We start from the raw sequence: 20923 nt of genomic DNA, 5'->3' as shown, positions 1-20923 counted from the left end.
TGTCAGTCCCCGATTGACAAAGCTTTTTATTTAAAAATAAATTATGAAAACCCAGATTTTACTTTTAATGCTTCTTGGTATCCTTACCGGAGCACAGACCAACAGATTCTTTTATGAGTACAAATTCATTCCGGATTCCAATAACAAAGAAGAGGTGAAAAAAGAAATGATGCTGCTTGATATTAATAAAGACGGCTCAACCTATTACAGCCATGATAAATTTGTTGCAGATTCCACTTCCAGAGCAGATCTGGAGAAACAGCTGAAATCAGGCTCAGGAAACATCAGTGTAAGCAGAAGAGATAAAATGGGGCAGGTTTCCTATAAAGTAACAAAGCAGTATCCTGACTTTAAAACGTATCTTTTTACCAATATTTCTACGGATAAATATAAAGTACTGGAAGATAAAAAACCGGTTTGGAAAATTCTCTCAGAAAAACAGAAGATCGGAGAATATAATGCCCAGAAAGCAACTGCAAGTTTCGGAGGCAGAGAATGGACCGCCTGGTTTACCTCAGATATTCCTTTTCAGGACGGACCGTATAAATTTTACGGGCTTCCGGGGTTGATCGTAAAAATTGAAGATGCCACAGGTTCCCATATCATGACTCTGGTAGGAAACAAAACCATACAGACTCCTGAACAGGAAAAAGAACTTACACTTCCGGGCAATGTGAAATTATTGGGATTAGACGGGAAAGAGCTTGAAATATCCAAAGAACAGTATAAAAAAGTATGGAAAGCCTATGTGAACGATCCTTCTAAAAATATGAGAGAAATGATGAACCGTAGCGGTGGAAGTGATAATGCCAGAGTGGCTTTTAAAGTAAAAACGGCAGACGGAAAAGAAATGTCTGACCCAAATGAGGTGTTCAGGGAAATAGAAAAAAGAACTAAGGAAAGCCTTAAGAAAAATAATAATCCGATCGAACCGGATCTGATGAATTAAAGTTATTTCATTTTTTAATCTTAAAAAAAAACAGGATATCGTATAGCGGTTATCCTGTTTTCTTTTTTATTGTTATACCTTTAGCCCTGAACCAAAGCCGTAAACTTAAAATTTTGAATTCCTTATGACAGAAAAAGAAAAATGTGCCGCCGGGCTTCTGTACGATGCCAATTACGATGAAGAACTGATCCGCGATAGAATGACCTGCAAAGACCTGTGCCTGGAATATAATCAGTTAAAAAACTCCGATACCCTGCAAAGGAATGAAAAGATCAGAAAGATCATTAAAAGTACCGGGATAAACATTTGTATAGAACCTTCTTTCTGGTGTGATTACGGATATAATATCGAGGTTGGGGAAAATTTTTATGCCAATCATAATCTTACCATACTGGACTGTGCGAAAGTACGTTTTGGAGACAATGTTTTCATCGGCCCGAACTGCAGCTTTTATACTGCAGGACATCCTTTAGATGCTGAACAGAGAAATAAAGGCCTGGAGTACGCTTATCCTGTTACCATAGGAAATAATGTATGGCTGGGGGGAAATGTTGTCGTGCTGCCGGGTGTTTCTATCGGTGATAATTCCGTGATAGGAGCGGGAAGTGTTGTAACCAAAGATATTCCGGATCATGTGGTGGCCGTCGGAAACCCATGCAGGGTGATAAAAAGTATCGAAAAAAACATAATTTAAAATATGATGAATACTAAAAAAATGTTTTTTTTCTTCTGTCTGTTATCCGGATTGTTTTTTTACGGACAGAACCGCCGTTTTATCTACGAATATAAATATTCCATTGATTCTACGGCTAAAGATAAACAGGAAACAGAAATGATGTTGTTGGATATTTCTCCAAAAGGATCAAAATTTTACAGTAAAGATTATTTTGAATCTGATTCCATCATGAAAGCAACTTTTGAAAAGCAGATAAAAAGCGGAACAACGGATTTTAACATTAACCTCACGGGAGTAAAATTCAGAGGAAAAGTGAGATACAGTGTTGAAAAATCCTATCCCGGCTATTCCGTTAATTACTATATGACTTTAGCTGCTGACGAATATCAGGTACAGGACGGAAGAACACAGAACTGGAAGATTCTTCCCGATAAAGCCAAAGTAGGGGAGTTTGCGGCACAGAAGGCAACCTGTGAATTTGCAGGAAGGAAATGGACCGCATGGTTTACTCCAGATCTGCCCATTCAGGACGGTCCTTACAAATTTCATGGCCTGCCAGGGCTGATTGTTAAACTGGAAGATACTTCAAACACACATGTATTTGAATTAAAAGGAGTCAGGAAACTTCCGGAAGGATATGAATGGGAAAGCGTTAAAGATAAAGAACGGTATGACCCTCTGATTGTAGTGAATGAAAAAAAATATAAAAAAGCTTTTAAAGACTTTTTGAATGATCCTATGAAAGGGCACCGTAAAATGATGGGGCAGGGAGTAACGATCGAAATGAGAGACAGTACGGGAAAAATTATAGATCCTGAAATAGCAAGAAGAGATCAGGAAAAAAGAATGAAAGATCAATTAAAAAAACAGAATAATATCCTCGAACTTGATCTGCTGAAATAAAATAAGATCCCGGAATCAGAAGATTCCGGGATCTTTTATATCTGAATAACCTTCAGGTTTAAGCTAATTTCTGGGAATCAGCAATGAACTGGGCAAGTCCGCTGTCAGTTAAAGGATGCTTCAGTAAGCTCAGGATCGGAGGAAGCGGAGATGTGATTACATCAGCACCGATCTTGGCACAGTCGATAATGTGCATAGAGTGACGGATGGAAGCTGCAAGGATCTCTGTTTCATACATATAGTTATCAAAGATCAGTCTGATTTCCTGGATAAGGTTAAGACCGTCAGTAGAAATGTCATCTAATCTTCCTAAGAAAGGAGAAACATAGGTAGCTCCTGCTTTGGCTGCCAAAAGAGCCTGTCCCGGAGAGAAAATCAGGGTACAGTTGGTTTTGATCCCTTTATCGGAGAAATACTTCAGCGCTTTGATACCGTCTTTAATCATCGGGATCTTTACCACAATATTTTCATGGATGGCCGCCAGTTCTTCCCCTTCTTTGATCATTTCTTCGTAAGTAGTAGAAAGTACTTCAGCAGAAATATCACCATCTACAAGCTCACAGATTGCTTTATAATGATTTTTGATCGCTTCAGCTCCCTGGATTCCTTCTTTTGCCATTAAGGAAGGGTTGGTAGTAACACCATCTAAAATTCCGAGGTCTCTTGCTTCTTTGATCTGCTCTAAATTGGCTGTGTCAATAAAAAATTTCATTTTGTTTGATCGATTTATTTGCTGCAAAGATAAGCATTCCTGCGTGAGTGGAAAATTTTAATTTGAGTGATCATAATGATCACACTGTTTGAATCAGCCTCAGAATTTCTATACAGGTTTGAAGCCGGGAAGTTATGAGGGTCCTCTGCTATAAATACAGACCTGTTTCTAGTCTTTTATAATATTAAAGTTTTACAGTAGTTTTCAATACCTATAACTGAAAGGAGCTTCCATCTTTTAAAATAAAATTTAGCTGTACATTTGTTTATCATGAAAAACAGCAGCTTTACTGCCGAACTGCAGATCATCGGCATCAATCCCTTTGTTTTCCTTCCGGAAGACATTTTGAATGAAATATTTGAAACATCCGGGAGGATGAAAAGCCCGATTCCGGTACGGGGAACCGTAAACGGTAAAGAATTTCAGCAGAACCTGATGAAATACCTCGGAGAATGGAGACTTTATGTAAACATGATGATGTTGAAAGATTCTCCCAAAAGAATCGGGGAAACCATTGAAGTTTCGGTAGAATATGATGAGACAGACAGAAGTATTTCCATTCATCCCCAACTGGATAAAGCAATAAAATCAAGCCCCGTTGCTGTTAAAAATTTTGAAAACCTGACTCCCTCCAGAAGGAATGAACTGATCCGGTATATCAACAATCTGAAAACAGAAGCCGGTATCCTGAGGAATATTGAGAAAATCATCAGTCACCTGCATGGTGAGACCGATTTTTTTGGAAAAACGATTGAGTAAAAATAAAGAGAGACCCTAACCATAAAAAAATCCGGAACATATTTTCCGGACCTATTTATTTCTATGAATTTAAAGCTTTACTCAGCTTTACAGCGTCCTGGTTGGTAGGATCATACTGTAAGGATTTGGCAATATGTTCTTTAGCTTTGCCGGGATCACTCTGTTGTTCGGCAAAAGCGATATAAAAGTAAGCGTAAGCCAGATTTTTCTTATTTTGTTCCACCTCTTCAGGTTTTACAGTGGCAATATACTTTTCATAAGCCATTTTTGCATTTACATCATCTTTGGCAGACTGGTAAGCATAGGCCTGGCTGTAATAGGAAGGAGCCCAGTCCGGCAACAGAACGGATATTTTTTTCCAGGTATCAATAGCATTGGTCCAGTCGGAAGCTTCCTGGTAAGCATTAGCCAGCTTAGCCAATACTTCTGCATCCTTTGGATTGGCTTCAGCCTGCTTTTTAAGTCCCTCAATAACCGGATTAGTAGATTGCTGAACGGTGGCTGCTGCGGCACTGTCCCCCTGAGTGGTCTGTGCGTTTACAAGACCTGCACTTCCTGCAAGTATTAAACCTAAAAATAGATTTTTAATATTAACTTTAACCATTTTCATAATCTTATATTTAAAAATTCTAATATTTCGAAGTTCAAGAATAATTCCATAAAAATTCAGATTTTAGAAGCTTTAAGCTTTTTTAGAAAATATTAACGGGATTCCTGTTTTTTTTAATTTAATTTTTGATTCGTTCGGGTCTGGGGTCTATCTTTGTAATCCAACTATTTTTTTAATCAATATCATTTTCTTGTATGAACATCATATTAGCCTCAACATCCACACTTTTCGGTGGAGAATATCTGGAATACCTGAGAGAAGAATTAATTCAGCTGTATAAAGGAATCGATGAAATTGTATTTATCCCTTTTGCCAGACCCGGCGGAATTTCTCATGATGAATATACAGCTAAAGCCCGTTCTTTTTTTGAAACCATTCATATCAACGTCAAAGGGCTGCACGAATTTGAAGATAAGACCGAAGCTTTAAATAATGCCCGGGGATATTTTACAGGAGGCGGAAACACATTCTTATTGGTTAAAACACTACATGAAGAAGGCCTGATGTCCGTTTTAAAGGAAAATACAGAAAAAGGGAAAGCATATCTGGGCTGCAGTGCCGGAAGCAATATCGGAGGACAGAATATGAAAACCACGAATGATATGCCGATTGTTTATCCGCCAAGCTTTGACTGTATGGGACTGGTTCCTTTCAATATCAACCCACATTATCTTGATCCGAATCCCGATCTTAAACATAACGGAGAAACCAGGGAAACCCGTATTAAGGAATTTCTGACCCAGAATGACATTAAAGTGGTAGGGCTGAGAGAAGGAAACTGGATCAGGAGGATTAACGATACCATTACGGTAGAGGGAAGTGAACTGACAAGAATTTTCGAAAAAAATAAAGAACCCTATGAAATAGAAGCAGGGAGTGCTGTGTAAGCGGAAAAATAAACTTTCCATGTAAAATCCATAACGGTTATCCCATGACTAAAAATAAATGAACGGAAGTTCCGGGATATAAAAGGGATTTTTTTTTAATTATATTTGAATAAACAACCTCAGAATGAAAAGAACGATTGCGGTTTTTACGCTTTCTACACAGCTGTTTTTTGCCCAGGATATCACCCGGAAACTGGATAAAGCCACCAAAGACCTGATGGATTCCTCCGGTGCTGTTTCATCCGGTCTGTCGTTTTATGTTTCCGATGAAAGCGGTAATCTGATCTATGAATATCAGGGGAATAAAGGGCTTTCAACGGCTTCCACCCAGAAGATATTTACGGCAGGAGCTGCACTTGAAACACTGGGCCGGGATTATACCTTTAAAACAACGGCAGGCTACTCCGGAACCTTATCAGGAGGTACACTGAACGGAAACCTTTTCATCAGCTCAAACGGAGATCCTACGTTGGGAAGCTGGCGCTATGAGGCCTATAAGCCTGAAGCCTTTAAAAAGAAATTCATCGAAGCCGTTAAAAACTCAGGAATTATAAAAATTTCAGGTGATCTGGTGATTGACGATTCTTATTTTGACCACCAGACAATTCCGGGGGGATGGCCGTGGGATGATCTCGGAAATTATTACGGAGCCGGAGTGTGGGGAGTGAACTGGCGTGAAAACCAGTTCGATATCAACATCAACGGGACCGAATTTAAAGGATTTTCCTATCCTCTGGAAAATGTAAAATGGCTGAATGACCTGAAAACAGGCGGAAGCTCTGATCAAAGTCTGATCTTCACAGCTCCGCATTCCGGTGTTGCCCTGATCAACGGAACACTCCCGGCCGGGAAAACAATTACCGTTTCAGGTTCAGTTCCTGATCCTCCCCTGCAGTTGGGAACAGAAGCCCGTGAATGGCTTAAAGAAGCAGGGGTAGAACTTTCAGGAAAAGTGACCACCTCTTCACAGCTCGAACTGGAAGGGAAAAAACCGGAATCTCCCAAAAATACGATCCTTACCTATCAGTCGCCGTCTCTGGATAAGATTGTATACTGGTTTCTGAGAAAAAGTGTAAACATGTACGGGGAAACACTGATCAAAACTATGGGCAGGGAGAAAAAAGGAAATTCCGGCTTTAAAAGTGGTGTTGCCTATTTGAAGGAGTTCTGGAAATCGAAAGGGATCAATCCGAATATGATTAATTTTGCCGATGGAAGCGGGCTTTCCCCTCAGAATTATGTCGCTGCCAAAGCTGAAGTACAGGCTCTTTTGTACGCAAAAAAACAGCCCTGGTTTGAAGCTTATTATGATGGCTTTCCGGTGCAGGACAACGGGATGAAGATGAAAAGCGGAACCATGAGGGATACCAAATCTTTTGCAGGCTATCATACCGCCAAAGACGGTAAAAAATATGTATTTTCGATCATTATTAACAATTATCAGGGAAGCGGAAGTGCAGAACTGCAGAAAATCCTGAATGTTTTAAAATAAACACACCGTGAGGAAATCCATACTGACCCGACTGAATAACTGGATTATTTTTGTTGTGATGACTGCCCTGGTGGTGGCCATCGTGGTGGCATCTACATCACTGATTAATTTCCTCAGAAAAGAAGAGATTAAAAGGATAAACCTTCTTTCAAAAGCTATAAGAATCCAGCAGGAAGTAAAAACCCCGAATACAGACGTTCTGGATCTTATTCCGGAGATCCTTAATATTAACAATACAATTCCGTTCATTGTAACAGACAGAGACAAAAAGCCGATTATAGATCTTGGGTATTACCGGAATATCCCTGAAGCTACGATAAAAGATCCTGAAAAGCTTCAGGCTCTTATAAGCCGGATGGAAAAGAATTATGCTCCGATAGAAATCAAAGTTTTGGACGGGAACAATCAGTTTGTGTATTATGATAACTCCCGGCTGCTGAATAATCTGCGTTATTCACCCTATATTCTGGGACTGTTTATTCTGCTGTATTTTGGCTTTTCATTCTGGTTTTTCAGGACGATAAAAAAAACGGATGAAGGTTACCTCTGGGCAGGGCTGGCGAAAGAAACGGCCCACCAGATCGGAACTCCTCTGTCTTCAATGATTGGCTGGATGGAGATTATGAAACTGGAAACCCCGGAATCTGAAGGCATTTATGAAATTGAAAAAGATATTGAAAGGCTGAGGACGATTTCCGAACGTTTTTCAAAGATCGGGTCTGTTCCTGAGTTGAACGATATAAATTTCAATGAAACCATTCTGGAAAATTATGACTACCTGAAAACGAGAATTTCCAAAAAAATAAAATTCAGCCTGCATCTTCCTACCTATACCATTGAGGTTCCACATAATAAGATCCTGATGAGCTGGGTGATTGAAAACCTTGTAAAAAATGCAGTAGATGCCATGAAAGGAGAAGGTGTTCTGGAAATGTATGTTTTTGAAAGAAACAAAAATATCCTGGTTGAAGTAAAAGATACCGGAAGCGGAATGACCAAGCAGCAGGCAAGAAATGCTTTCAAACCGGGTTATTCTACTAAAAAACGGGGCTGGGGATTAGGATTGTCATTGGCAAAAAGAGTAGTTCAGGAATATCACAATGGGGATATTAAAATAGCCCAAACCGAAATAGGAAAGGGCACTATTTTTAGAATCATTTTAAAAAAATAATTTTAATTTGAAGAATAGACCTGATTGCCTATGACGTTAAAATATGTAAATGAGCCATCTGACCATTCTATACAATAATATTTACTGTATATCATTTGACCACCAGGAGTTCCTGAACAATAGCCATAGAACATTGTGGTACTAACCTTGGTTTTACCACCATAAAAATTTTGCATTTGATTTTTTGTAAGTGTTTTCATTACTTTTATTTTGAAGATTTGTATGTCAAATTTAATTTTTTTTAAAAATATTATAATGAAAAGATTTTTTTTATTTTAATTTATTGGCTATTTTTGGTTTATTGGTTGGTTTTTGATAATTTTATAAACTAAAATCATAAAATAGTATAAAATTATTAACATGAATTTTTTGCCATTTCCGGATGACTTTAATATTGACGGTTAAGATTTTTACAGCAGGCAAGAAATGCTTGCAAACCGGGTTATTTTACTAAAAAACGGGGTTAGGGGCTGGGACTTTCATTAGCTAGGAGGGTTATTCATGAATACCATAACGGGGATATTAAGATCTCCCAGACTGAAGTAGGTAAAGGAATAACCTTCAGAATTACTGTTAAAAAGGCATCATAGGATATGAATACGTTCAAACCTTATAGATTTAACAATGTATATTTTTTTTAAACTATAAGGTTTTTACAATTAAGCCTGCAGCCGGACCGGAAAATTATCTGAAACCTGCGGAAATAAAAAACTTTTCCTGCGAAAAAAAATTAAATAATGAACTCTACAATACAGTTGCTGAAAGAAAAGCAATCTCAACTGATAGAACAGTTGCGGAACGAAAATGCAGGTATACCTGAAACATTGCAACAAAAGAAAGATATAGACAAAGCCATTGCATGGCTGGAAAATATTGAAAAACATAATCTTGAACATCCTGCACACTACGAATGGGTAGAACTTCCGTGGATGGAAACCGGCTACTATACCGATTATCGCATTATGAATGATTGTGAGACCGACGACCGCCAGTATTGGGTGGAGTTTAAACCGCCATTTACTGTGACGCCCTTTGATTTTCTGCTTATCAAAAAACCAAAATAAAAAAGCGGAGAACCACCTCCGCTTTTTATTGACCGTCTAATTTTGCTTTTATTTCTTTCCCGTCAGCCACTGATCCTGCAGCTTCTGTTCAGCCGGTGTAGGATTGGATTTAAATTGAAGCATTTCTATGCTTATCTTATCCAGCACGGCCTTTCCTTTAAGAGCCATTTTTTCACTTTTACCCCCATTATTTCTAAGGATAGTAACGGTAACCTCCTGTCCTTCTTTGATAGATCTCGCATAGCCTACAAAATCCTGCATCTTTTTAATATCGACAGATCTTCCGTCCAGGGCCAAAATTTCGTCGGTACTTTTTAAGCCGATATTTTTTGAAAATGTAGAAAGAGCGGCTGTCTCTTCAAAAACAAGGGTCTTGTTTTTTTCGTTGTATCCGGTAAGATTAGGATCTTTAATAAACCAGAAGATAGGAGGGATTTCCTGTTTTTGGACGGTTACTCCTGCCATATTCAGGTATTCCGTGTAAGGGGTAGGCTGGTTTCCGGCAATATATTTATTATAGAAATCTTTTACCTGCGGATATCCGGTTACGGCTACCAGCTCATCAATCAGCTTGTCATCTTTGAAAGGCTTATTCTCTCCGAATCTTTGAGACAGCTTTCTGATCATGTCGCGATAGCCCATTTCTCCGTTAGACAGTTTTCTCAGTTCAATATCCAGGCACATCGCAAGCAGGGCTCCTTTTTCGTAAACATTTCTGTACTGATCCTTGTAGGGCTCTTTCAGAACATTTTTACTCATCACCGTAAACGGCATGGTATCATCGTAATTCTTGGAATTGGCGATCTTTTCTCCGATTCTTTCAAGGAATTCTTCTTTATTGATCAGGCCTTCCTGGATCTGGAAAAGGTTGGCGAAATATTCTGTTCCCCCTTCGTACATCCAAAGGTGCTGAGACATTTTCGGGTCTGCATAATCGAAATAGTGAATCTCTTCAGAGTGGGTCTTCAGAGGATTTACAGTATGGAAGAACTCATGCGAAACTACATCCGTAAGCGTTTTATCAATGGCATCTTTCGGCATGGCTTCCGGGAGGGCCACACTCGTTGATTCATGGTGCTCCAAAGCCCCGAAACCTTTGATGTTGGGTCCGTTACCTCCGGAAAGGTAAAGCATAATCGCATATTTTTTATTGGTATTCATGTCGCCTAAGAATTTCTTCTGGGCCACTACCATTTTTTCTATATTGTCTTTAAAATCAGCTGCTTTGTATTTCCCTGTTGCAGAATAAACCCCCAATACCAGATCCATTCCTCCTGCATTGAAGGTAATATAATCCGGTTTGCTGTACATAAGCGGAGAATCTGTCACCTTAGCATAATTGGCCAGCGTGTAGGTATCCGTAACGTCCGATTTGTCCTGATCTACCAGTGCCGTAGTACCGTAGAAATCTGCCGGCTTCTGAACCACCAGCTGGTAGGGAACATCCTGCATATTATCGATGTAGCCAATGAAGCCGTGGGTGTTGATCAGATAAATTTTACCCTCCTCAATATTCGTTCCTGAAGGGGAAAATACAGCCTTATGTTTGGACGTATCCATTTCCTCATCAAAGCTGTCATTCACCAGGTAGGTTACTTTCGTTAAATTCTGGGCGTTTTTGAGTGAATAGGTATTGTCGTTTACTTTCGTATAGGTAAGTTCTTTGCCTTTATTGTCGTAAAATTTAATGCCTTCTACAAATCTTCCGTAATCATCTTCAGAGTAGGTACCCGGAACGGTTTTGGGAAAATGGAATTTTACGTCTCCGGATTTCATTTTCGGAAACTCCATCGTAACAGCTACTTTATCGTCTTTTACATTAACAAGGTCAATTGTTGTTTTTATAGACTGGGCATTGGCCATTAAAGCGGCAAAAAGCCCCAGGCTGATCGCTATTTTTTTCATTAAGTCTGAATTTTATAGTTAAGTAGTTGATTTTTTCCTCATATTGTTACGAAACAGGGTCTTAAACTTTTCTTAAATTTTTTTTTAAATGAACTTATCCCGGAAACCAAAAGGCAGACCACCTGAAATGATCTGCCTTTCAGCGGTTATTATTTACTGGACTTTTATATAATGTATGTAATAATTCTTATTCAGCTCAACCGGGGTACTTTTCTTCAGCTTTACAGTCTGCCACTGTTCAGTTGGATTAATCGTCTGATCTCCGTTGATTCTGATTGGCAGTTTAAGATTCTTGATTACGTTGGTGTAACGGAATTTCAAAGTTTCGCCATCCTGTGAATATTCCAGAGCCGGGATTTTGGTGGTTCTCAGATACTGGTTGAAAACACTTGAAAAATCGATTCCGGCTTTTGAAGAAATATAGTCTTCAATCTGTTTGGTAGTAACGGTCTGATGGTAAAAATCCTTATTCATCCCCCTTAAAATCTGTCTGAACTTTTCATCATTACTGATGATCTGTCTTATGGTATGGATCATGCTGGCTCCTTTAGGATACATATCTCCGCTTCCTTCACTTTTTACTCCGTAATGGCCGATGATCGGGGTATCGTTCATAATGATGTTATGAAGCCCCTGTGCATAGATATCGGCCGATTTTTTATCCATATATTTTTCAGTGAAAAGAACCTCGGAATACATGGTAAAACTTTCGTGTATCCACATATCCGCCATATCTTTCGCTGTAATATTATTGGCAAACCATTCGTGGCCGCTTTCATGGATGATGATATAATCCCAGTTCAGCCCCACTCCGGTTCCGGAAAGATCTCTTCCCAGGTATCCGTTCTGGTATCCGTTTCCGTAAGCTACATTGCTCTGATGTTCCATTCCAAGATAGGGAGAATCTACCAGTTTGTAGGAATCCTCATAAAAAGGATAAGGTCCGAACCAGTATTCAAAAGCCGAAAGCATAGGTTTTACCTGTTGAAACTGTTTCTTTGCTTTTTCCAGGTTATAGTCGATTACCCAGTAATCCAGGTCCAGCTTTCCTTTTTCACCATTGAAAGTGTCTTTGAAATTGACGTATTTTCCGATGTTCGGAATGATGGAATAATCGTTGATCGGGTTTTTAACTTCCCAGGTATAGGCAGTTTTGCTGCCTTCCGTTTTTTTACCGGTCAGTCTGCCGTTTCCAACTCCCACAAGATCATTGGGAGTGATGATTTTCATGATGATGCCGTTATCCGGCTCGTCACTCCAGATATCTTTGGTAGGCAGCCACAGCGAAGACCCTTCCGCCTGGTCGGCAACACTCATCCACGGATTTCCGTTTTTATCTTTAGTGAAGACCCAGCCTCCGTCCCAGGGGGCATTTTTAGCAATCACAGGATTTCCGGAATAGGTAATATTCAGGGTGTATTTTTCGCCTTTTCTGAATTTCTTTTTAGAGGTAATAAAAATAAAATCGCCATCCTGTTTATAACCGGCAATCGGGAAATCGCCATCTATCTTATCTGCCTTCATGGGCTGCTGCAGGTCGATCTGGAAAACAGGATCGGTAGCATCCTTTGTGATTTCAAAGCTTATCTTATTATAACCTTTTATACTTTTCTGTTCAAAATCCGGTTCCACAGAAAGATCATATTTCTTTACATCCCAGAAATTACGGAATGGGGTATCAGATCCTTTTAAAGTATCCTGTTTGGTGAAAACCCTGTTTTTTTCGAAGAACTGCCCGAAAGCAAGACCTGAAGCAAAAAGAAGGGGAAGTGCCAGCTTTTTCATATTGGATTGCATTAATAATCTTTCAAAAATAGAAAAATTAATGCCAACCGGGAGATGTTTTTTCAGGATTAATTATCCGGATTCTCAATAATATTTTGATTTTAGTGTTATTTTATTCATCGGATGTGGAATTTTTTCATCCCAGATTAACATTTGTTAATGAAACTTATGGAAAATGTAAATATTTTTGAGAAAAGTAACTCCGAAAATGATAATAAAAAATACTTATGGAATCTGAAGCATTACTTTTATTTTTAAAAGAAAACCTGAAGCTGAGTGAAGAAGAAATCGGAATGTCAAAACATTTATGGAAAAAAGTGACCTATGAAAAAGGTTCCTACTTTAATCAGCGTGGAGATATCTGTTTACAGCTTGGTTTTATAGAAAAAGGGATTTTCAGGACTTATTTTATTGATGATCATGCCAAAGAGCATATTCTTTTCCTGAGCGGTAAGGGTGAACTGGTAACAGCCTTGAGAAGTATGACCAAAAAGATCCAGTGTACTTATTATATCGAAGCCATTATAGAATCTTCCATATGGGTGATCAATGTGGATGATCTTGAAAATCTGTACGAGGTTTCCAAAGGATGGGAAAGAGCAGGACGTATCATTGCTGAAGAATCTTTCTTTGCCCTTCTTCACAGAATGGAAACCATTTCTTTTCTATGTGCCCGGGACCGTTATATGCAGTTTCTTAAAGAATTCCCGGAGCTGCCGTCTCATATCCCCCAGTATTATATCGCTTCATTCCTGGGAATGGAAAACCCTTCGCTCAGCCGCCTGAAACGCGGTATGGCTGCGAATGAACAGGATTGATAAAATTAAAAATATTCAGTAGCTACGAATAGAGGCCGTAACCTTCTCCGGCCAGAGAAAAAAGAGAAGAAACCGCTGAAACACTCCGGCGGAAGGGAGTGTATTAACCAAAAACGATCAAAATTATGCAACTTGAAAATTTAAACTCAGACAAATTTAAAACCTTAACAAGACCTCAGCTGGGAACGGTAAAAGGAGGGGAAAGATACGCCACTAAAGGTGGAACTTATACAGCTAAGGGACTTGATGTCCTTAAAGACGGTACGTATACCTATTCTGAAGACCGTGAAGAGCGTAACAGTGAAGGTATGACTCTGCATATGGAATATTGTATTGAAGGCAGATGGTATACCATACGTGCCTGATAAAAGATATCCGGTGTGACAGACTGAAGAAACCGTTGAAAACACCGGCGGAAAATAGGGTGTACTAACCAAAAATAGCAAAATCATGAAACTTGAAAATTTAAAGTCAGACAGATTCAGAACGTTAACAAAAGTTCAGCTGGGAACTGTGAATGGAGGTTCCGAAACAATCAAAACACAGGGCGGCTCCGGGCACTTTGGTGGTATTAAAGGTTTGGACCCGGGGAAAGAATATAGTTTTTCATCAGACTGCCAGGAATTTGATGCCAGAGGAAATATGGTCCACCAGGAGTTTTTAATTGATGGAGTATGGTATATGACTAATTATTAAATTTATAATCAGAAGTTGTTCCGTTTTCGGGAACAACTTCTTTTAAAAACAGGATATTTAATATGATGAATATAAAGATCAACTCTATTCATCAGGATTATTCCACCAATGACGTCCTGGACTGGATCTATTTTGAATATCCTTCTGCTGTATGTGACCGGAATGAAGATTTTGAAGTGGAAAGTATGTTGATTTCCAGTCATAAAGATGATGCGAATGAGCATTCATATTGGTATAGAAGGGGATATTTAAAAGAGCATGGCTACAATCCGGCTCCTGTATTGAACCAATATGGTAACCCGTCAGTCAGAAAGATATTCCTGGATGTTTACGGGAAATATAATTTTGAAGAACAGGCAATTCATGAAGCGTATATTGAATGGTATCACAGGCTTTTCAGAAAATGCTTAAATAAAAAGAGTGATAATAATATCAACAAATTGAAAGTTCTTCAGGAAGCTAAAAAAACGGGCCTTATGATCCCTGAGACACTCGTTTCTTCCAATATATCCGCGATAGAAAATTTTTACAGATCCCACAGAAAGATTATCGTTAAAGATGTGATGCTTGATACGATAAGGATGGATTGGGACGAAGAATTTGAGATAATGGTAAAAGTTCCTCCCGCTATTGTGACAGAGGGTCATATCCGGAAGTTAAGGGAAACGGAAAGCAGTATTTCACAGGGATATATTTTTTTGCAGGAATATATTGAAAAAGAATATGAACTGCGTATTTTTTACCTCAGTGGGCAACTGTATTCTATGGCTATTTTTTCCCAGGCCAATGAAAGGACCAAAGTAGATTTCAGAAATTATGATACACAACGCCCGAACCGCTGTGTGCCATACAGGCTACCCCGAAAGGAAACTCTGAAACTGAAAAAACTGATGGAAAACCTGGACATCAGCTGTGCTTCCATAGATATGATCTATACGGATAAAAAAGAATATGTTTTCCTGGAAGTAAATCCCATAGGACAGTTCCAATGGCTTTCCGACCTCTGTAATTATGATATTGAACGCAGCATAGCCCGGTTTTTAAATCAACAATAATAATGAATCAAAAAAGCGAAAAGGTCCGTAAAGATTTTATAACCTGGACCGAAGAAAACAGACGGCATCTGCCCCTGAATTCTACATTCTGGGAGTTCCGGATAGTCCATAAAAAAAAGCAGGACGATATTCAGCATGATTTTGTTGAATTGGGAAAATATCATACCCGGCTGCAAAGAGGAATCCCTTTTTATAAACCCTATTCAAAACTGGTGATATGGAATCTGAATGGTTAAAACTGTACAGCAACTGTGTGTTGGTAAAAGGTGCCGCAAGAGCATCAGTATGTGACTTGCAGCGGGGCGAAATTCATCTTATTCCACTGTCTTTGGCCGAACTGTTCAATAAAAATGACTGCTTTAATACCACAGCTGTCAGAAAGAAATTAAACGGAGATTCTCAGGAAATTCTTGATGACTATATCGGGTTTCTTCTTGAACATGAATTATGTTTTTTCTGTACTTCAAAAGAAATCAGCCGCTTTCCCAAAATGCCGGAAGAATGGCTGTTTCCCGCTCATATTTCCCATGCCGTCCTGGATACGTACTCCGGTTTTGATTATTTCGATGATGCTTTTCTGGCCCAGCTGGAAAAACTCTGCTGTAATCATCTTCAGTTCAGATTTTTTAATGAAATATCTATTCATCAGCTGAACGGTTTGCTCGGAATAATAAAGCCGTCGCAGATTAAGTCCATAGAAGTGATCCTGCCTGAAAACAAGAATGAAACAGAGTTTTACGACAGGATAGCAGATCTGGTAAACAGGCATAAAAAAATAAGCACTCTGATCATAACCAATGCCGGCGATAACAAAGTGCTGCAGGATGAAAATGGAGGGATGGGAATGATCGTGAGGGTTACAGAAAAAATCAGCAGTCCTTTACATTGCGGTTTGATGAGCCCGAAATTATTCAATGTTAATATTCCTACGTATACAGAATCTCTCCATCACAATTCCTGCCTGAACCGTAAGCTCTCCATTGATGCTGATGGTCATATCAAAAACTGCCCGGCAATGAAAGAATCTTTTGGAAATATCCGGGATACGGCTTTAGAAGAAGCTGTCATCCAGTCAGAATTTCAAAAATATTGGAATATCACCAAAGATCAGATCACCAAATGTAGGGATTGTGAATTCCGTCATGTCTGTATCGATTGCAGAGCCTACATAGAAAATCCGGAAGATCAATACTCAGCACCCCTTAAATGTGGCTACGATCCACAAACCTGTGAATGGGAAGACTGGAGCACACACCCTTTAAAACAGAAGGCGATAGACCATTATGGAATGAGAAAAATTCTTTAAAAATGAATCAAAGCTTCAGAAACTTGTTGAAAATCTTTGATTTTCTGGCACCATAAAAACAGCATAATGGTTCAAAAAATATTGAATATCATCCATTCAAACAAAATATAACATTACATCTTGAGTTAGGACCATAGGCCATAAGCTATTTCTGCACTGCCGGAAGATTCCCGTTAGCCTTCTGAACCCTTTTGTATGTGATATTACACATCATGATACTGAATTCATAAAGGATCAGCAGCGGGAAAGCAGCCATCAGCATACTTAAAACATCGGCCGGAGTGATGATTGCGGCCACTACCATGATCAGTACAATAGCATGACGGCGGTAGGTTTTCATAAACATCGGAGTCAGAATACCTATGCTGGTCAGGAAGTAGATCAGAATAGGGAAAAGGAATATCACACCCATCCCTAAGACAACCTGCAGAAACAGAGTCGTATAATCGCTCAGGTCATACAGCGGGACAATAATATCCGAAATTTTGAAAATAACTCCAAAATTTACCGCGAACGGAAGAATCAGGAAATAACCGCAAAGTACGCCTGTCATAAACAGGATCCATACTGCATTAATGATATAAATAGAATTTTTTCTTTCTTTAGGATGAAGGGCAGGACTGATAAAACGCCACAATTCCCATACAATATAAGGAAATGCAGCCACCATTCCTCCGAAAATAGAAACGGCCATCATCACGTTAAACTGCTGGTAAAGTCTCTGTACACGAACCGGAAAATCCTTCGGAAGATGAATGCTGTCTTCCCCTAAGATCATTCTGGAAAAATGGTTCACCAGCTTAAACGTAGGAAAATCATTTCTTGTAGGCCCGAAAAAAATATGGTCCATGATCCAGTTGATATTGAAGCCGACAGCAAAAGCAGCAATTATAATCGCAATAATCGAGCGGATAAGATGTCCTCTTAATTCTCCAATATGCCCAAGAAAGGACATGTCTTTACCTTCACTCACTGAATATATTTTTTAAAGGCACAAATTTATGAAATATTTGATGAAAAGCCCGAGGTTTGAAACTTAAAATTATTTTGGTCTGTACAAACTGAAATCATATCCTCTTTCCTTCACATTCATTGCAGTTAAAAGTTCCTCTGCTGTCCTGTTGATGAGCTTCCACCGTTCGTCATGATCCACATCAACAGAGTCGAAAAGCCATTCGGATTCTGAAATTCGGGAAGTAACCTCTTTAAAATACAGTAACTGAGGTAATAAAGATCTTTCAACCAGCTGATTCCGGAATAAACTTTCCATGCTCTCCTTATGAAAAAGACTTTCCAGATCATCACCAATATCTCCGAAATACAGACTCTCCTCAATAAGTTTGAACTGTCCGGAATTATAAGTACAGAAGATCAGACACTTTACTAAAAGATCATAATGTCCGTGGCTGTATTGGTCATAATAAGCTTCGCTTCCGTACTCATCAGCTCCTTCCCGGGGAATATAGCGCGGTGCGGATCTTCTTATATCATCCTGATGATCCAGATATTTTTTAAGGAAATAGATGAAGATGACCAGAATATATAAAAAGATCATGATTAGTTTTTAGTTCCCAAAATTAAGTTAATCTTCGGGACAAAAAAAGGTCATACACAGCGTATCTGTGCATGACCCTGAGAGATTTCTGATCATAAGCCTGATTTATTTCTCCAGAATTTCCAGAACTTTCTCTCCGACAGCCCCTCCGGACTGTGGATTCTGCCCGGTAACCAAACGTCCGTCCGAAACAGCAAAAGAAACAAAATCCTGATCTGCTTTTACATAATGGGCACCTCTGCTTTTCAAAACGTCTTCAGTAAGGTAAGGCATATGATCGGCCAGTTCCGCGGCAATTTCCTCAGAATTGGAAAAACCGGTCAGCGTTTTTCCTTTAATGAGAAGCTCCCCGTCTGAAAGTTTAATATTGAACAGGCCTACCGCTCCGTGGCAGACAGAAGAAACAACACCTCCGTTTTCATAAATTTTGCGGGCGGTTTCCTGAAGTTCTGTATTTTCCGGGAAATCCCAGACTACACCGTGTCCTCCGGAATAGTAGATCACACTGTAATCTTCCGCGTTGATATCAGCAGGTTTGAATGTATCCGCCAGCTTACCTCTGAATGTTTCATTAGCATAATATTTCCAGTCTGAAGGCTGCACAAACATCTGAAGCGAAACAGGATCGAGTGGAGTATAACCTCCTTTCGGGCTTACAAAATCTATTTCATAGCCTTTTTCATGCAGTTTTTCATAAAAATGAACGGCTTCTCCCAGCCATAAGCCGGTAGCTCTGTCCATTTCAGGATATTTTTCTACGCTGGTAACTACGATTAATGCTTTCTTTTTCATTGTATTCGGGATTAAATGTTATTTTTTGTATTCGTTTTGATAAGTACAAAGTTTCACATTTTAATACCGGAAAAGAAGGATATTCCTCAAAAAAAAAGTGTGACCTTCATCACACTTTTAAGAATATAATCTGCTTAAAGTTTCTCTTGAAACACCCAGGTAGCTTGCAATGAGCTGTTTGGGAACATGTTCCGTAAAACCGGGATACTGCCGTATAAAATCTTCATACCGTTCTTTGGCAGATTTGCTGATCAGTGAAAGAATCCTTTGCTGTAAGGCCACATATCCGAAGTTAGACTTCACCCTGAAAAAATGTTCCATAGAAGGAAATTCTGAGCAAAGGCTATTTAAATTTTCATAAGTTATGGCGTACACTTCCGTATTCTCAATACAGTCAACGGCCAGTGAGGCGTTTTCCTGTTTAAAGAAGGCTGCGAAATCTGAAATCCACCAGTTGGGAGCAGCAAACTGAAGAATGTGCTCTTTTCCCGTACTGTCAACGGTACTGCTTTTAAGAATTCCTTTTTCTATCAGGTAAATTTCATGAACAGGTTGGTTTTCCTGGATCAGAAACTGCCTTTTCCTGAATTGCTTCCGGGTGAAAAAAGGAAGTACCGCTTCAAACTCATCATCATTCAGATGGATGATTTCCTGGATATGGGCTTTCAGAAACTGGTTCATACAGAACAGATACAATTAATTGATTCCCTCGTCAAGAAGTTTATGGAGGTCGATAATCCCGAAATATTTTCCGTTTTTCGTTACCACAAGCTGTCCGATATTGTTTTCTTTAAGGATTTTCATCGCTTCTTTGGCAAGAGCATCTTTTTCAATGGTTTTCGGATAGCCGGACATAATATCCTTGGCCTGAACCTTTGTAATATCTTCCCCTTTCATCAGCATTCTTCTAAGGTCTCCGTCGGTTATTACCCCGATAATTTTTTCCTCATCGGTAACCACGGTGATCCCGTGGCTTGAAGCACTGATTGATATGATGACATCCCGGATCGACGAATCTTCCGATACCTGAGGCTTCTGTGAAGACAGGAACTGTTCCACTTTTGAAGTCAGGTTTTTCCCCAGGCTTCCTCCCGGGTGAAATTTGGCGAAATCGTTCGCTTTGAAATCATTCAGTTCCATTAAAGCCACGGCAAGAGCATCTCCCAGGGCCATCTGTATCGTTGTAGAGCTGGTAGGTGCCAGTTTATTCGGGCAGGCTTCCACATCAACATGCGTATTCAGGATGATTTCAGAAAATTCGGCAAGCCTGCTGGATTTATTTCCCGTCATTCCGATCAGGGCGGAAGAGTAGTCTTTTAAATAAGGAACCAGATTCGCTATTTCAGGGGAATTTCCGGAATTGGAAATACATAAAACCACATCCTGCTTCTGGATCACTCCCAGATCTCCGTGGATGGCTTCCGAAGCATGAAGGAACTGAGAAGGGGTTCCCGTGGAGTTTAAAGTAGCAACGATCTTGTTGCCCACATGGGCCGACTTTCCGATTCCTACAACAATTAATTTTCCTTTGGCCGAATGAATGATCTCTACGGCTTTGGCAAAATCTTCATCAATCCTGTTCTTTAATTTTTCAAGTTCTGAAATTTCTATCTCTAAAGTAGTTTTAGCAATTGAAATAATGTCGGTTCTTTCCATTTTACGAGTTTGAGGCATACAAAAAATCTCTTAAAAAACGTTATATTTTAAAAAGGATATTTAATATAAATTTTATTTTTTATAAATTCGTTCGCTTTTATTTTAAGCAGAATTTTTATAACTTTGAGGTAC

The 20923-nt window shown here is 39.2% G+C and carries 24 protein-coding genes and 1 pseudogene; 15 read left to right on the top strand and 10 right to left on the bottom strand.

The window, feature by feature from the left end:
• The first annotated feature begins 43 nt into the window (after positions 1-43).
• The 3 genes from AC106S_RS02145 to AC106S_RS02135 all read left to right on the top strand — a co-directional run bounded on the left by AC106S_RS02145 (position 44) and on the right by AC106S_RS02135 (position 2528).
• Positions 44-949, top strand: a complete 906-nt coding sequence (locus AC106S_RS02145) for a GLPGLI family protein (RefSeq protein ID WP_482437491.1) — start codon at positions 44-46, stop codon at positions 947-949.
• A gap of 124 nt (positions 950-1073) precedes the next feature.
• A complete protein-coding gene (locus tag AC106S_RS02140) occupies positions 1074-1643 on the top strand; it encodes a sugar O-acetyltransferase (RefSeq protein ID WP_482437490.1) in 570 nt (189 codons plus the stop codon).
• Between the two features lie 3 nt (positions 1644-1646).
• On the top strand, positions 1647-2528 hold the full coding sequence (locus tag AC106S_RS02135; protein ID WP_482437489.1) for a GLPGLI family protein: 882 nt from the start codon (positions 1647-1649) through the stop codon (positions 2526-2528).
• Between the two features lie 58 nt (positions 2529-2586).
• Here AC106S_RS02135 and fsa read toward each other — a convergent pair whose 3' ends face one another.
• Positions 2587-3240 carry a fructose-6-phosphate aldolase gene (fsa, locus tag AC106S_RS02130; protein ID WP_482437488.1) on the bottom strand — a complete coding sequence of 218 codons (654 nt, stop codon included), beginning with the start codon at positions 3238-3240 and terminating at the stop codon, positions 2587-2589.
• A 270-nt stretch (positions 3241-3510) separates the two neighbouring features.
• On the opposite strand from fsa, the gene AC106S_RS02125 reads away from it, so the two are divergent.
• On the top strand, positions 3511-3999 hold the full coding sequence (locus AC106S_RS02125; protein WP_482437487.1) for a YdeI/OmpD-associated family protein: 489 nt from the start codon (positions 3511-3513) through the stop codon (positions 3997-3999).
• A gap of 61 nt (positions 4000-4060) precedes the next feature.
• Here AC106S_RS02125 and AC106S_RS02120 read toward each other — a convergent pair whose 3' ends face one another.
• Entirely contained in the window at positions 4061-4609 is a 549-nt protein-coding gene (locus AC106S_RS02120) for a tetratricopeptide repeat protein (protein ID WP_482437486.1), read from the bottom strand.
• Positions 4610-4803: 194 nt separating this feature from the next.
• Here AC106S_RS02120 and pepE point away from each other — a divergent pair, with 194 nt between their 5' ends.
• The 3 genes from pepE to AC106S_RS02105 all read left to right on the top strand — a co-directional run bounded on the left by pepE (position 4804) and on the right by AC106S_RS02105 (position 8159).
• Positions 4804-5496 carry a dipeptidase PepE gene (gene pepE / locus AC106S_RS02115; RefSeq protein ID WP_482437485.1) on the top strand — a complete coding sequence of 231 codons (693 nt, stop codon included), beginning with the start codon at positions 4804-4806 and terminating at the stop codon, positions 5494-5496.
• Between the two features lie 124 nt (positions 5497-5620).
• Positions 5621-6988, top strand: a complete 1368-nt coding sequence (dacB, locus tag AC106S_RS02110) for a D-alanyl-D-alanine carboxypeptidase/D-alanyl-D-alanine endopeptidase (RefSeq protein WP_482437484.1) — start codon at positions 5621-5623, stop codon at positions 6986-6988.
• Between the two features lie 7 nt (positions 6989-6995).
• Positions 6996-8159, top strand: a complete 1164-nt coding sequence (locus AC106S_RS02105; RefSeq protein WP_482437483.1) for a sensor histidine kinase — start codon at positions 6996-6998, stop codon at positions 8157-8159.
• Between the two features lie 2 nt (positions 8160-8161).
• Here the strand turns inward: AC106S_RS02105 and AC106S_RS02100 are convergent, their stop codons facing one another.
• Positions 8162-8359: a hypothetical protein gene (locus AC106S_RS02100; protein WP_482437482.1), complete on the bottom strand. Its 198-nt coding sequence runs from the start codon at positions 8357-8359 to the stop codon at positions 8162-8164.
• Positions 8360-8575: 216 nt separating this feature from the next.
• Between AC106S_RS02100 and AC106S_RS02095 the strand changes: the two are divergent.
• Both AC106S_RS02095 and AC106S_RS02090 read left to right on the top strand, forming a co-directional pair.
• A pseudogene (locus tag AC106S_RS02095) lies at positions 8576-8749 on the top strand (ATP-binding protein); the annotation flags it as partial.
• Positions 8750-8896: 147 nt separating this feature from the next.
• Positions 8897-9223: a hypothetical protein gene (locus tag AC106S_RS02090; protein ID WP_482437481.1), complete on the top strand. Its 327-nt coding sequence runs from the start codon at positions 8897-8899 to the stop codon at positions 9221-9223.
• Positions 9224-9271: 48 nt separating this feature from the next.
• On the opposite strand, the gene AC106S_RS02085 is transcribed toward AC106S_RS02090, so the two are convergent.
• A complete protein-coding gene (locus AC106S_RS02085) occupies positions 9272-11128 on the bottom strand; it encodes a M61 family metallopeptidase (RefSeq protein ID WP_482437480.1) in 1857 nt (618 codons plus the stop codon).
• Positions 11129-11281: 153 nt separating this feature from the next.
• Positions 11282-12913: a M1 family metallopeptidase gene (locus AC106S_RS02080; RefSeq protein WP_482437479.1), complete on the bottom strand. Its 1632-nt coding sequence runs from the start codon at positions 12911-12913 to the stop codon at positions 11282-11284.
• Positions 12914-13140: 227 nt separating this feature from the next.
• On the opposite strand from AC106S_RS02080, the gene AC106S_RS02075 reads away from it, so the two are divergent.
• From AC106S_RS02075 to gwsS, 6 genes are all read left to right on the top strand, one after another.
• Positions 13141-13731, top strand: coding sequence for a Crp/Fnr family transcriptional regulator (locus AC106S_RS02075; RefSeq protein WP_482437478.1), 591 nt, complete (start codon positions 13141-13143; stop codon positions 13729-13731).
• Positions 13732-13856: 125 nt separating this feature from the next.
• Positions 13857-14096, top strand: coding sequence for a hypothetical protein (locus tag AC106S_RS02070; protein ID WP_482437477.1), 240 nt, complete (start codon positions 13857-13859; stop codon positions 14094-14096).
• Positions 14097-14181: 85 nt separating this feature from the next.
• Positions 14182-14427, top strand: coding sequence for a hypothetical protein (locus tag AC106S_RS02065; RefSeq protein WP_482437476.1), 246 nt, complete (start codon positions 14182-14184; stop codon positions 14425-14427).
• Between the two features lie 62 nt (positions 14428-14489).
• Positions 14490-15482, top strand: coding sequence for an ATP-grasp domain-containing protein (locus AC106S_RS02060; RefSeq protein ID WP_482437475.1), 993 nt, complete (start codon positions 14490-14492; stop codon positions 15480-15482).
• Positions 15483-15484: 2 nt separating this feature from the next.
• Positions 15485-15718, top strand: a complete 234-nt coding sequence (locus AC106S_RS02055; protein ID WP_482437474.1) for a hypothetical protein — start codon at positions 15485-15487, stop codon at positions 15716-15718.
• Positions 15700-16788 (top strand): grasp-with-spasm system SPASM domain peptide maturase, encoded by a 1089-nt coding sequence (gene gwsS, locus AC106S_RS02050; RefSeq protein ID WP_482437473.1) that lies wholly within the window; start codon positions 15700-15702, stop codon positions 16786-16788. Before AC106S_RS02055 ends, gwsS begins: the two co-directional genes overlap by 19 nt.
• Positions 16789-16933: 145 nt before the next feature.
• Here the strand turns inward: gwsS and tatC are convergent, their stop codons facing one another.
• The 5 genes from tatC to AC106S_RS02025 all read right to left on the bottom strand — a co-directional run bounded on the left by tatC (position 16934) and on the right by AC106S_RS02025 (position 20791).
• On the bottom strand, positions 16934-17761 hold the full coding sequence (gene tatC / locus AC106S_RS02045; RefSeq protein WP_482437472.1) for a twin-arginine translocase subunit TatC: 828 nt from the start codon (positions 17759-17761) through the stop codon (positions 16934-16936).
• A gap of 69 nt (positions 17762-17830) precedes the next feature.
• Entirely contained in the window at positions 17831-18343 is a 513-nt protein-coding gene (locus tag AC106S_RS02040; RefSeq protein ID WP_482437471.1) for a hypothetical protein, read from the bottom strand.
• 105 nt (positions 18344-18448) lie between these two features.
• Complete coding sequence (locus tag AC106S_RS02035) at positions 18449-19135, bottom strand: type 1 glutamine amidotransferase domain-containing protein (protein WP_482437470.1); 687 nt, start codon at positions 19133-19135, stop codon at positions 18449-18451.
• 117 nt (positions 19136-19252) lie between these two features.
• Positions 19253-19816: a Crp/Fnr family transcriptional regulator gene (locus AC106S_RS02030; protein ID WP_482437469.1), complete on the bottom strand. Its 564-nt coding sequence runs from the start codon at positions 19814-19816 to the stop codon at positions 19253-19255.
• A 15-nt stretch (positions 19817-19831) separates the two neighbouring features.
• A complete protein-coding gene (locus tag AC106S_RS02025) occupies positions 19832-20791 on the bottom strand; it encodes a KpsF/GutQ family sugar-phosphate isomerase (RefSeq protein ID WP_482437468.1) in 960 nt (319 codons plus the stop codon).
• Between the last annotated feature and the right edge of the window lie 132 nt (positions 20792-20923).

The sequence above is a fragment of the Chryseobacterium sp. FR054 genome, assembly GCF_056844565.1.
Note: the sequence above shows the minus strand (reverse complement) of the source record. Positions and strands in the feature narration are given on the sequence as shown.

Coding starts and splice junctions, on each gene's coding strand:
- AC106S_RS02060 (WP_482437475.1), top strand. CDS start 14,490: ATGATGAATATAAAGATCAACTCTATTCATCAGGATTATTCCACCAAT.
- AC106S_RS02070 (WP_482437477.1), top strand. CDS start 13,857: ATGCAACTTGAAAATTTAAACTCAGACAAATTTAAAACCTTAACAAGA.
- AC106S_RS02100 (WP_482437482.1), bottom strand. CDS start 8,359: ATGAAAACACTTACAAAAAATCAAATGCAAAATTTTTATGGTGGTAAA.
- AC106S_RS02120 (WP_482437486.1), bottom strand. CDS start 4,609: ATGAAAATGGTTAAAGTTAATATTAAAAATCTATTTTTAGGTTTAATA.
- pepE (WP_482437485.1), top strand. CDS start 4,804: ATGAACATCATATTAGCCTCAACATCCACACTTTTCGGTGGAGAATAT.
- dacB (WP_482437484.1), top strand. CDS start 5,621: ATGAAAAGAACGATTGCGGTTTTTACGCTTTCTACACAGCTGTTTTTT.
- AC106S_RS02135 (WP_482437489.1), top strand. CDS start 1,647: ATGATGAATACTAAAAAAATGTTTTTTTTCTTCTGTCTGTTATCCGGA.
- AC106S_RS02080 (WP_482437479.1), bottom strand. CDS start 12,913: ATGAAAAAGCTGGCACTTCCCCTTCTTTTTGCTTCAGGTCTTGCTTTC.
- AC106S_RS02090 (WP_482437481.1), top strand. CDS start 8,897: ATGAACTCTACAATACAGTTGCTGAAAGAAAAGCAATCTCAACTGATA.
- AC106S_RS02145 (WP_482437491.1), top strand. CDS start 44: ATGAAAACCCAGATTTTACTTTTAATGCTTCTTGGTATCCTTACCGGA.
- AC106S_RS02065 (WP_482437476.1), top strand. CDS start 14,182: ATGAAACTTGAAAATTTAAAGTCAGACAGATTCAGAACGTTAACAAAA.
- AC106S_RS02035 (WP_482437470.1), bottom strand. CDS start 19,135: ATGAAAAAGAAAGCATTAATCGTAGTTACCAGCGTAGAAAAATATCCT.
- AC106S_RS02140 (WP_482437490.1), top strand. CDS start 1,074: ATGACAGAAAAAGAAAAATGTGCCGCCGGGCTTCTGTACGATGCCAAT.
- AC106S_RS02025 (WP_482437468.1), bottom strand. CDS start 20,791: ATGGAAAGAACCGACATTATTTCAATTGCTAAAACTACTTTAGAGATA.
- fsa (WP_482437488.1), bottom strand. CDS start 3,240: ATGAAATTTTTTATTGACACAGCCAATTTAGAGCAGATCAAAGAAGCA.
- AC106S_RS02075 (WP_482437478.1), top strand. CDS start 13,141: ATGGAATCTGAAGCATTACTTTTATTTTTAAAAGAAAACCTGAAGCTG.
- AC106S_RS02030 (WP_482437469.1), bottom strand. CDS start 19,816: ATGAACCAGTTTCTGAAAGCCCATATCCAGGAAATCATCCATCTGAAT.
- AC106S_RS02125 (WP_482437487.1), top strand. CDS start 3,511: ATGAAAAACAGCAGCTTTACTGCCGAACTGCAGATCATCGGCATCAAT.
- AC106S_RS02085 (WP_482437480.1), bottom strand. CDS start 11,128: ATGAAAAAAATAGCGATCAGCCTGGGGCTTTTTGCCGCTTTAATGGCC.
- AC106S_RS02055 (WP_482437474.1), top strand. CDS start 15,485: ATGAATCAAAAAAGCGAAAAGGTCCGTAAAGATTTTATAACCTGGACC.
- gwsS (WP_482437473.1), top strand. CDS start 15,700: ATGGAATCTGAATGGTTAAAACTGTACAGCAACTGTGTGTTGGTAAAA.
- AC106S_RS02040 (WP_482437471.1), bottom strand. CDS start 18,343: ATGATCTTTTTATATATTCTGGTCATCTTCATCTATTTCCTTAAAAAA.